At 68.6% G+C, this 9515-nt stretch carries 10 protein-coding genes and 1 pseudogene; 10 read left to right on the plus strand and 1 reads right to left on the minus strand.

Annotated features, from left to right (window positions below):
* The 8 genes and pseudogenes from ACRDTL_RS13580 to tsaD form a co-directional block, all read left to right on the plus strand.
* On the plus strand, positions 1–427 hold a 427-nt coding region (locus tag ACRDTL_RS13580; RefSeq protein WP_431507229.1), incomplete at its 5' end, for an ADP-dependent NAD(P)H-hydrate dehydratase.
* A 22-nt stretch (positions 428–449) separates the two neighbouring features.
* A complete protein-coding gene (locus ACRDTL_RS13585) occupies positions 450–1832 on the plus strand; it encodes a glutamate decarboxylase (RefSeq protein ID WP_431507230.1) in 1383 nt (460 codons plus the stop codon).
* 55 nt (positions 1833–1887) lie between these two features.
* A complete protein-coding gene (alr, locus tag ACRDTL_RS13590; RefSeq protein ID WP_431507231.1) occupies positions 1888–3042 on the plus strand; it encodes an alanine racemase in 1155 nt (384 codons plus the stop codon).
* Entirely contained in the window at positions 3039–4148 is a 1110-nt protein-coding gene (locus tag ACRDTL_RS13595; protein WP_431507232.1) for an alpha/beta fold hydrolase, read from the plus strand. The genes alr and ACRDTL_RS13595 overlap by 4 nt, the downstream gene beginning before the upstream one ends.
* Positions 4141–4623, plus strand: a complete 483-nt coding sequence (tsaE, locus tag ACRDTL_RS13600; protein ID WP_431507233.1) for a tRNA (adenosine(37)-N6)-threonylcarbamoyltransferase complex ATPase subunit type 1 TsaE — start codon at positions 4141–4143, stop codon at positions 4621–4623. Before ACRDTL_RS13595 ends, tsaE begins: the two co-directional genes overlap by 8 nt.
* Positions 4620–5237, plus strand: a pseudogene (tsaB, locus tag ACRDTL_RS13605) (tRNA (adenosine(37)-N6)-threonylcarbamoyltransferase complex dimerization subunit type 1 TsaB); the annotation flags it as partial. The gene tsaE and the pseudogene tsaB, both read left to right, overlap by 4 nt.
* A 33-nt stretch (positions 5238–5270) precedes the next feature.
* Complete coding sequence (gene rimI / locus ACRDTL_RS13610; protein ID WP_431507237.1) at positions 5271–5711, plus strand: ribosomal protein S18-alanine N-acetyltransferase; 441 nt, start codon at positions 5271–5273, stop codon at positions 5709–5711.
* Positions 5708–6733, plus strand: coding sequence for a tRNA (adenosine(37)-N6)-threonylcarbamoyltransferase complex transferase subunit TsaD (tsaD, locus tag ACRDTL_RS13615; RefSeq protein WP_431507234.1), 1026 nt, complete (start codon positions 5708–5710; stop codon positions 6731–6733). Before rimI ends, tsaD begins: the two co-directional genes overlap by 4 nt.
* A gap of 7 nt (positions 6734–6740) precedes the next feature.
* On the opposite strand, the gene ACRDTL_RS13620 is transcribed toward tsaD, so the two are convergent.
* Positions 6741–7388 carry a C39 family peptidase gene (locus ACRDTL_RS13620; protein ID WP_431507235.1) on the minus strand — a complete coding sequence of 216 codons (648 nt, stop codon included), beginning with the start codon at positions 7386–7388 and terminating at the stop codon, positions 6741–6743.
* Between the two features lie 215 nt (positions 7389–7603).
* Here ACRDTL_RS13620 and groES point away from each other — a divergent pair, with 215 nt between their 5' ends.
* Together groES and groL are read left to right on the plus strand one after the other, a co-directional pair.
* Positions 7604–7906 carry a co-chaperone GroES gene (gene groES / locus ACRDTL_RS13625; RefSeq protein ID WP_067323081.1) on the plus strand — a complete coding sequence of 101 codons (303 nt, stop codon included), beginning with the start codon at positions 7604–7606 and terminating at the stop codon, positions 7904–7906.
* A gap of 83 nt (positions 7907–7989) precedes the next feature.
* Positions 7990–9515: chaperonin GroEL (gene groL, locus ACRDTL_RS13630; RefSeq protein WP_431507236.1), on the plus strand; the 1526-nt coding region annotated here is incomplete at its 3' end.

Consider the following 9515-nt stretch of genomic DNA (forward strand, 5'->3'; position numbering starts at 1 on the left):
CCCCGACATGCTCGCTTCCCGCCGTGCGCCGACCGTGCTGACCCCGCATGCCGGCGAGTTCGCCCGGCTGGCCGGCGCCCCACCCGGCGACGACCGCATCGGCGCCACCCGCAAGCTCGCCGACGCGTTCGGCGCCACCGTGCTGCTGAAGGGCAACGTTACCGTCATCGCCGAACCCGGCGGGCCGGTCTACCTCAACCCGGCCGGCCAGTCCTGGGCGGCCACCGCGGGATCGGGTGACGTGCTGTCCGGCATGATCGGCGCGCTGCTGGCGGCGGGACTGCCGGCCGGTGAGGCCGCGGCCGCGGCGGCGTTCGTGCACACCCGCGCGGCGGCGCTGTCGGCCGGCGATCCCGGTCCCGGCGACGCACCGACGTCGGCGTCGCGAATCATCGGCCATATCCGAACCGCCCTGGCCGGCCTGTAACCGCCCTACGAAAGGACCTACCGTGCCGCACCACCCGTCCGCCCCCGCGCACTCGATCGGACCCGCCTACACCGGCCGCCTGTTCACCGCACCGATACCCGCGCTGCGGATGCCCGACGAGTCGATGGATCCCGAGGCCGCCTACCGCTTCATCCACGACGAACTGATGCTCGACGGCAGTTCCCGGCTGAACCTGGCGACCTTCGTGACGACCTGGATGGACCCCGAAGCCGGCAAGCTGATGGCCGAGACGTTCGACAAGAACATGATCGACAAGGACGAATACCCCGCGACCGCGGCCATCGAGCAGCGCTGCGTGTGCATGGTGGCCGACCTGTTCCACGCCGAAGATCTGCGCGACGACGATCCGGCAAGCGCAATCGGGGTGTCGACGATCGGGTCGTCCGAGGCGGTGATGCTGGGCGGGCTGGCGCTGAAGTGGCGATGGCGAGAGCGCGTCGGCGCCGGCTGGAAGGACCGCACCCCCAACCTGGTGATGGGCACCAACGTGCAGGTGGTCTGGGAGAAGTTCTGCCGCTACTTCGACGTCGAACCCCGCTACCTGCCGATGGAGGAGGGCCGCTACGTCATCACTCCCGAGCAGGTCATCGAGGCCGTCGACGAGGACACCATCGGTGTGGTGGCGATCCTGGGCACCACCTACACCGGGGAGCTCGAGCCGGTCGAGCAGATCTGCGCGGCGCTGGACAAGCTGGCAGCCGGCGGCGGCGTGGATGTCCCGGTGCACGTCGACGCGGCCAGCGGCGGGTTCGTGGTGCCGTTTTTGCATCCGGACCTGGTGTGGGACTTCCGGCTTCCGCGGGTGGTGTCCATCAACGTCAGCGGCCACAAATACGGCTTGACCTATCCCGGTATCGGGTTCGTGGTGTGGCGCAGCCGCGAGCACCTGCCCGAGGATTTGGTGTTCCGGGTCAACTACCTCGGCGGTGACATGCCGACCTTCACGCTGAACTTCTCCCGCCCGGGCAACCAGGTCGTCGGCCAGTATTACAACTTTCTGCGGCTGGGCCGCGAAGGCTACACCCAGGTCATGCGGTCGTTGTCGCAGACCGCGCGCTGGCTGGCTCAGCAGCTGGTCGCCGGTGAACACTTCGAGCTGATCTCCGACGGCTCGGCGATTCCGGTGGTGGCCGCCCGGCTGGTCGGTGACCCGGGCTATACCGAGTTTGGTCTCTCCCACGAGCTGCGGTCCTTCGGGTGGCAGGTGCCGGCCTACACCATGCCGGACAACGCCAGCCATATCTCCGTGCTGCGCATCGTGGTGCGGGAGGGTCTGTCCGCCGACATGGCCCGGGCCCTGCACGACGACACTGTCACCGCGCTGGCGACGCTGGACAAGCTCAAGCCCGGCACGCACTTCGCCGAGCAGCACTTTGCGCACTGAGGCCCGGCCGGGCGCTGGCCAAGGGTTCGCGCTGGGCTCTGGGACAATATCGGGGATGAAAGCGATATCTGCGACCTACGGGCTGATCGCCGAGGCGGTGATCGACCTGGACGCGGTTGCGCACAATGTGCGTCTGCTGCGCGAGCACGCCGGGCCCGCGCAGCTGATGGCCGTCGTCAAGGCCGACGGATACGGGCACGGTGCGGCGCGGGTGGGCCGCGCCGCACTGGCCGCCGGTGCCGCCGAACTGGGTGTCGCCACCATCGAGGAGGCGCTCGCGCTGCGCACCGACGGCATCACCGCGCCGGTGTTGGCCTGGCTGCACCGGCCCGGCACCGACTTCGCGCCGGCACTGGCCGCGGACATCCAGATCGGCGTGTCCTCGGTGCGCCAGCTCGACGAACTGCTCGACGCGGTGCGCCGCACCGGTCAGTCGGCGACGGTGACGGTCAAGCTCGACACCGGGATGAACCGCAACGGGGTCCGCGACGCCGAATACTCGTCGATGCTGGCCGCGCTGAGGCGCGCCGTCGCCGACGGCGCCGTCCGGGTGCGCGGCATGATGTCGCATCTGGCCTGTGCGGACGAGCCCGAGCATCCGGCCAACGACTTACAGGCGCAACGGTTCGCCGCCATGCTGACGCAGGCACGCGAGCACGGCGTGCGCTACGAGGTGGCGCATCTGGCGAATTCACCGGCCGTGCTGACCCGTCCCGATCTCGCCTTCGATCTGGTGCGGCCCGGGATCGCGGTGTACGGGCTCAATCCCTTCGGGCAGCGCGGTGATATCGGGTTGCAGCCGGCGATGACGGTGAAATGTGTTGTCGTGCTGGTTCGTTCGGTTCGAGCAGGTGAGGGCGTGTCGTACGGGTACACCTGGATAGCCGACCGCGACACCAACCTGGCGCTGTTACCGGTCGGCTACGCCGACGGTGTGTTCCGGGCGCTATCCGGGCGTCTCGACGTGCTGATCAACGGCCGGTTGCGGCGCGGCGTCGGCCGGATCTGCATGGACCAGTTCGTCGTCGATCTGGGTCCGGGGTCACCCGACGTCGCCGAGGGTGACGAGGCGATCCTGTTCGGGCCGGGCACTCGGGGTGAACCTACCGCGCAGGACTGGGCCGATCTGCTCGGTAGCATCCATTACGAAGTGGTGACCAGTCCCCGCGGGCGTATCACCAGGACTTACCGCGAGGCCGAAAATCGTTGACCGCTGACGGCGAAGCGCACGACCGCAGGGCGCGATGGCTGGCGGGTGCCGCGGGACTGGGCGCGGTAGGTACGATCGCCGCGGTCTCGGTCGCCCGGCAGATGACCCAGCGCGTCCTCGCGGACGACCCCTATGCGAACGAGAATTTCGAGGCGCTCGACGCCGACCGCAGCTACGTGGTGACGACCCCCGACGGGGTGTCGTTGGCGGTGCGCGAAGCCGGGCCCGTCGACGCGCCGCTGACCGTGGTGTTCGCCCACGGATTCTGTCTGCGGATGGGCGCCTTCTACTTTCAGCGCATGCGGCTGTCCGAGGAGTGGGGTCCGCGCGTTCGGATGATCTTCTACGACCAGCGCGGCCACGGTCGGTCCGGTGAGGCCGCGCCGGAAACCTACACGGTGGCCCAGTTGGGTATGGATCTGGAGACGGTGCTGCAGGTGATCGCGCCGCGTGGGCCGGTCGTGCTGGTCGGTCATTCGATGGGCGGCATGACGGTGTTGTCACATGCCCGGCAGTACCCGCACCACTACGGTCGCCGGATCGTCGGTGCCGCGCTGATTTCATCTGCGGCCGAGGGTGTTTCGAAATCACCACTGGGTGAGGTTCTGCAGAACCCGGCGCTGAATGCCATCCGGCTCACTGCACGGTCCGCACCCAAGTTGGTACATCGCGGCCGCCATGTTGCGCATTCGCTGATCGGCCCGATCCTGCGGGCGGCGTCCTACGGCGACTTCAATATCAGCCCGAGCGTGGTGGCGTTCTCGCAGAAGATGATGCATGGCACCCCGATTCCGACGATGGTGGAGTTCTTGCACGCTCTGGAAACACACGACGAGACCGCGGCGTTGCCCACCCTGGCGACGATCCCGACGCTGATCGTCTGTGGTGATCACGACCTGCTCACGCCCGCCGAATACTCGCGGAGAATGGCGGCCGCGCTGCCGAACTGCGAAATGACCATCGTGGGTAGGGCCGGTCACTTGGTGTTGCTGGGTAAGCCGGACCCGGTCAATGAGGGCTTGCTGCGGTTGGTCAAACGAGCCACCCCGGGTCGGCTCGCGGGGATGGCCAGGCGGTGGCGCGAGCGGCGCTGGCGCCGTGGTTGAGGGCCGGCGTTCCCAGCCACTGTCCGGCACGGCGGTGCTGGCCCGTGTCGAGGACACCATCGCGCTCGGTTCGCGGCTGGGCACTCGGCTGCGTGCCGGGGACGTGGTGGTGCTATCCGGCCCACTCGGCGCTGGAAAGACGGTGCTGGCCAAGGGTATTGCCGCCGCGATGGATGTCAACGGACCTGTCACGTCGCCGACGTTCGTCCTTGCGCGGGTGCACCCGGCCCGGCGCGACGGCGCACCGGCGATGATCCACGTCGATGTCTACCGGCTGTTGGATCACAGCGGCGTCGATTTGCTCGGCGAGCTGGACTCGCTGGATCTCGACACCGACCTCGAAGACGCCGTCGTGGTGGTCGAGTGGGGAGAGGGCCTGGCCGAGCGGCTCTCCGAGCGCCACCTCGACATCCGCCTCGAGCGCGTCAGCAACTCCGACGTGCGGACCGCGACGTGGCAGTGGAGTTGCTCGTGAGCCGCCTGGTGCTCGCCGTCGACACGGCGACCCCGGCAGTCACCGCGGGCATCGTGAGTTGCAGTGACGGAATCGAGGTGCTGGCCGAGCGGATCACGGTCGACACCCGCGCCCACGCCGAGCGGATCACCCCGAACGTGTTGGCCGCGCTGGCCGATGCGGGGCTGGCGATGGCTGATCTCGACGCTGTGGTGGTGGGCTGCGGCCCCGGCCCGTTCACCGGTCTGCGAGTGGGAATGGCGACCGCCGCCGCCTACGCGCACGCCCTGGACATCCCGGTGTACGGGGTGTGCAGCCTGGACGCCATCGGCGGCCGAACCAGCGGCGAGACGCTGGTCGTCACCGACGCGCGCCGCCGCGAGGTCTATTGGGCCCGCTACCGCAACGGAATACGGACCGGCGGGCCAGGGGTTAATGCCCCGGCCGACGTCGACCCCGGTGCGGCGCGGGCGGTGGCCGGCTCGCCCGCGCATGCGGCGCTGTTCGACCTGCCGCGCTGCGACCCGGCCTACCCGACACCGACCGGGCTGGTGGCCGCGGTAGCCGACTGGTCGGCGGCCCCGGCGCCGCTGGTGCCGTTGTATCTGCGCCGACCCGACGCCAAGGCGCTCGCCGAACGGGACACGGGGGCCGTCACTTTCGCCGCGCTGACGGTCGCCGACGCCACCCGGTGTGCGGAGTTGGAGGCGCTGCTGTTTCCCGGCGACGACCCGTGGCCGGCGGCCGCGTTCGTCCGCGAGCTGGCCGCCGAGCACAACCGTTATGTAGCCGCGCGCGCCGGCGACGTGGTGGTGGGCTACGCCGGTATCTCGCGGTTGGGCCGCACCCCGCCGTTCGAATACGAGGTGCACACCATCGGCGTCGACCCGGCCTACCAGGGCCGCGGTATCGGTCGCCGGCTGCTGAACGAGCTGCTGGACTTCGCGGGCGGGGACACCGTCTACTTAGAGGTCCGCACCGACAATGCGGCGGCGATTGCGCTGTACCGTAGCGCGGGATTCACCGATGTCGGCGTGCGCCGGCGATACTACCGGGTGAGCGGCGCTGACGCCTATACCATGCTGAGGGAGCCGGGTGGTCCCGCATGACGACCATCTTGGCCATCGAAAGCTCTTGTGACGAAACGGGTGTCGGTATCGCCCGGCTCGACGCCGACGGCACCGTGACGCTGCTGGCCGACGAGGTCGCCTCCAGCGTCACCGAACACGTCCGGTTCGGCGGCGTGGTGCCCGAGATCGCGTCGCGGGCACACCTGGAAGCGCTCGGTCCGACCATGCGCCGCGCGCTGGCGGCCGCCGGTGTGCATCGACCCGACGTTGTCGCAGCCACCGCCGGGCCGGGACTGGCCGGTGCGCTGCTGGTGGGAGTTGCTGCGGCCAAGGCGTATTCGGCCGCCTGGGGGGTGCCGTTCTACGCCGTGAACCATTTGGACGGGCATTTGGCCGCCGACGTCTACGAACACGGGCCGCTGCCGGAGTGCGTGGCGCTGCTGGTGTCGGGCGGGCACACCCATCTATTGCATGTGACCTCACTCGGCGAACCGATCATCGAACTCGGCAGCACCGTCGACGACGCGGCCGGGGAGGCCTATGACAAGGTGGCCCGCCTGCTGGGGTTGGGCTATCCCGGCGGCAAAGTGCTCGACGACCTGGCGCGTACCGGTGACCGGGAAACGATCGTGTTCCCGCGGGGCATGACCGGGCCGCGCGACGATCCGCACGGATTCAGTTTCTCCGGCCTCAAGACCGCCGTCGCGCGGTACGTGGAGAGTCACCCGGATGCCGTCACCGCCGATATCGCGGCCGGCTTTCAGGAAGCGGTCGCCGATGTGCTGACGATGAAGGCGGTGCGCGCAGCCGCCGAACTCGGCGTCTCGACGCTGCTGATCGCCGGGGGCGTGGCGGCCAACTCTCGGTTGCGCGAGTTGGCCGAAGAGCGTTGTGCCGCAGCCGGGTTGACGTTGCGGATTCCCCGGCCGCGGCTGTGTACCGACAACGGCGCGATGATCGCGGCCTTCGCTGCGCATCTGGTCGCTGCGGGTGCAATGCCGTCGCCGCTGGACGTCGCCACCGACCCGGGTCTGCCGGTGGTGCGCGGCCAGCTGCCCTAACGGCCGTTCATAGGTTGTTGGTTTGCCGGGTGACGATGAGCAGGTTGTTGCCGGTGGCCCAGGCTTGGGTGAAGGTGGCCATGGGGATCTGTTCGTCGCGGCCGGTGGGGATGCCGCTGTCGTTGAGGTGAACGATGTCGTTGCCGGTGTCGACTCCGGTGACGACGACGGCGTGGTCGGCGTCAGTCCGTTGGCCCTGGCCCGGGGGGTAGTTCCAGATGGTTTCGGCGTTGAGCCCGGCGATCACCTTGTGGCCGCCGGCCAGGTCCTGCTCCAGCGTCTCCATGGTGTTGCCGGTGGTGAGATCGGATTGGATGCCGTATTCCTGCAGCAGCACCACCAGGTCTCCGGGGGAGGTGCCGTCAAAGAGGTAGATGTCGCCGTGATGGGTCTCGCTTTTGCTCAACAGGCCGCGTGTCTCGATGCCGATTTGGGTGGGTTCATGGCCGGTGAGCTGCCCGACCACGTCGGCGACGGCCATCAGGCCGCAGTCTTCCTGGTGCTGGTAGCGCCAGTAGGGGGCGGCGGCTGCAGGGTCGCCGTACATTTGACCGTCCGGGTCGGCGTGGGCGAACCCGGCCAATCCGATGGAGGCCGCGACGATCAGCGTGGCCACGCCGGCGATGCGGATCGTGTTGAGAATGCCGGTGAACATGACGTCATTATCAGCCATTCGACCGGGAAGCAGCAGGGCGACCTTGAGTGCTAGCACTCGCATGTATAGAGTGCTAGATGGCAATCGGACAAGCTCTGGTGTCGTCACCCGCGACGACGGCGCCAGGGCATGGACGAATGCCGAACACCTGGTAATTCCGAGGGTTCGGGGATCGGCCCCGGGCTCATACCCTGATCAAGTGGAGGGCTCTAATCGTGGCGAAGGTGAACATCAAGCCACTCGAGGACAAGATCCTCGTACAGGCCAACGAGGCCGAGACCACGACCGCGTCCGGTCTGGTCATTCCCGACACCGCCAAGGAGAAGCCGCAGGAAGGCACCGTCGTCGCCGTCGGCCCCGGCCGGTGGGATGAGGACGGCGAGAAGCGGATCCCGCTGGACGTGTCGGAGGGCGACACCGTCATCTACAGCAAGTACGGCGGCACCGAGATCAAGTACAACGGCGAGGAATACCTGATCCTGTCGGCGCGCGACGTGCTGGCAGTCGTCGCCAAGTAGCTCAGGCGTGTTCCGCCCCGGCGATCCCCGCTAGCCGTGGGGGATTTCCGGGGCGGTGCGCGTGCAAGGGACAGGAAAGACTTATGAGCAAGCTGATTAAATACGACGAAACCGCGCGGCGGGCCATGGAGACCGGGATGGACAAACTCGCCGACGCGGTGCGGGTGACCCTGGGCCCGCGTGGCCGGCATGTGGTGTTGGCCAAGGCGTTTGGCGGGCCGACGGTCACCAACGACGGTGTCACCGTCGCCCGCGAGATCGACCTGGAAGACCCGTTCGAGAACCTGGGCGCCCAACTGGTGAAGTCGGTGGCCACCAAGACCAACGACGTCGCCGGCGACGGCACCACCACCGCCCCCGTGCTGGCGCAGGCGCTGATCAAGGGCGGGCTGCGCAACGTTGCGGCCGGCGCCAACCCGATTGCGCTAGGTGCCGGAATCGGCAAAGCCGCCGACGCGGTGTCCGAGGCATTGCTGGCCGCAGCCACCCCGGTGTCCGGTAAGACGTCCATCGCGCAGGTGGCCACCGTGTCGTCGCGCGACGAGCAGATCGGCGAGCTGGTCGGCGAGGCGATGACCAAGGTCGGCCACGACGGCGTGGTCAGCATCGAAGAATCGTCGACGCTGTCCACCGAACTGGAGTTCACCGAGGGGGTCGGCTTCGACAAGGGTTACCTGTCGGCGTATTTCGTCACCGACTTCGACTTGCAGGAAGCCGTGCTGGAGGATGCGCTGATCCTGTTGCACCGCGAGAAGATCAGCTCGCTGCCCGACCTGCTGCCGCTGCTGGAGAAGGTCGCCGAGGCGGGCAAGCCGCTGCTGGTCATCGCCGAGGACGTCGAGGGCGAGGCGCTGGCGACGCTGGTGGTCAACGCGATCCGCAAGACGTTGAAGGCGGTCGCGGTCAAGGCGCCGTTCTTCGGGGATCGCCGTAAGGCGTTCCTGGAGGACCTGGCGGTGGTGACCGGTGGCCAGGTGGTCAACCCCGACGTCGGCCTGCTGCTGCGCGAGGTGGGCCTCGACGTGCTGGGCTCGGCGCGGCGCGTGGTGGTCACCAAGGACGACACCGTGATCGTCGAGGGCGGCGGCACCGCCGAGGCCATCGCCGAACGGGGCAAGCAGCTGCGCGCCGAGATCGACGCCAGCGACTCCGACTGGGACCGGGAAAAGCTCGAAGAGCGGCTGGCCAAACTGGCCGGCGGAGTCGCGGTCATCAAGGTGGGTGCGGCCACCGAGACCGCGCTCAAGGAGCGCAAGGAAAGCGTCGAGGATGCGGTGGCTGCCGCCAAGGCCGCTGTCGAGGAGGGCATCATCACCGGCGGTGGGGCCGCCCTGCTGCAGGCACGTAAAGCGCTGACCGAGTTGCGCGGGTCGCTGTCCGGCGATGAGGCGCTGGCCGTCGACGTGTTCGCGCGCGCGCTGAGCGCTCCGCTGTACTGGATCGCGGCCAACGCCGGTCTGGACGGATCGGTGGTGGTCAGCAAGGTCGCCGAGCTGCCCGCCGGGCATGGGCTCAACGCGGCCACGTTGGTCTATGGGGACCTGGCGAACGATGGGATCATCGATCCGGTCAAGGTCACCAGGTCCGCAGTGCTCAATGCGGCGTCGGT

The sequence above is a fragment of the Mycobacterium sp. genome, from assembly GCF_050700595.1.
Taxonomy (GTDB): Bacteria; Actinomycetota; Actinomycetes; order Mycobacteriales; family Mycobacteriaceae; genus Mycobacterium.

Bases quoted from the DNA above. Each gene is read 5' to 3' on its own strand.
- alr (WP_431507231.1), top strand. From the start codon at position 1,888: ATGAAAGCGATATCTGCGACCTACGGGCTGATCGCCGAGGCGGTGATC.
- tsaD (WP_431507234.1), top strand. From the start codon at position 5,708: ATGACGACCATCTTGGCCATCGAAAGCTCTTGTGACGAAACGGGTGTC.
- ACRDTL_RS13620 (WP_431507235.1), bottom strand. From the start codon at position 7,388: ATGTTCACCGGCATTCTCAACACGATCCGCATCGCCGGCGTGGCCACG.